Genomic DNA, 637 nt, shown 5'->3' with positions numbered 1-637 from the left:
GGAGGAAGAGATCGTTTACGACCTGCCCGATATGGAGGAATACCTCAAGGAGACTTACGGGATTACGGTCTACCAGGAGCAGGTGATGTTACTTTCACAAAAGCTGGCAGGCTTTACAAAAGGTGAAGCCGATGTGCTTCGGAAAGCGATGGGTAAAAAGATCTTTGCCTTGCTGGAAGAACTTAAGCCAAAATTCCTTGATGGAGGGGAAGCAAAAGGGCATCCAAGGGATGTGCTCGAGAAGATTTGGAAAGACTGGGAAGCTTTTGCATCCTACGCCTTCAACAAATCGCACTCTACCTGTTATGCCTGGATCGCTTATCAAACTGCTTACCTTAAAGCCCATTATCCTGCGGAATATATGGCGGCGGTACTTTCTAATAATATGAATGACATCAAACAGGTGACCTTCTTTATGGAAGAATGTAAGCGCATGAAGCTGAATGTTCTTGGTCCCGATGTAAATGAATCTTATTACAAGTTCTCGGTTAACAAGGAGAATGCAGTTCGCTTTGGAATGGGAGCCATTAAAGGAGTAGGAGCAGGGGCTGTTGCCACAATTGTAGAAAATAGAAAAGAAAAAGGTCCTTACAGATCCATTTTTGATATGGCAAAAAGGATCGACTTGCGGGCAGCC

The 637-nt window shown here is 44.6% G+C and carries 1 protein-coding gene; it reads left to right on the top strand.

Annotation, left to right across the window (positions count from 1 at the left end):
* Positions 1-637: helix-hairpin-helix domain-containing protein (locus HC175_RS16210; protein WP_445326496.1), on the top strand; the 637-nt coding region annotated here is incomplete at both ends.

The sequence above is a fragment of the Salinimicrobium oceani genome, assembly GCF_012037645.1.
This window is presented reverse-complemented; position numbering and strand designations above follow the sequence as displayed.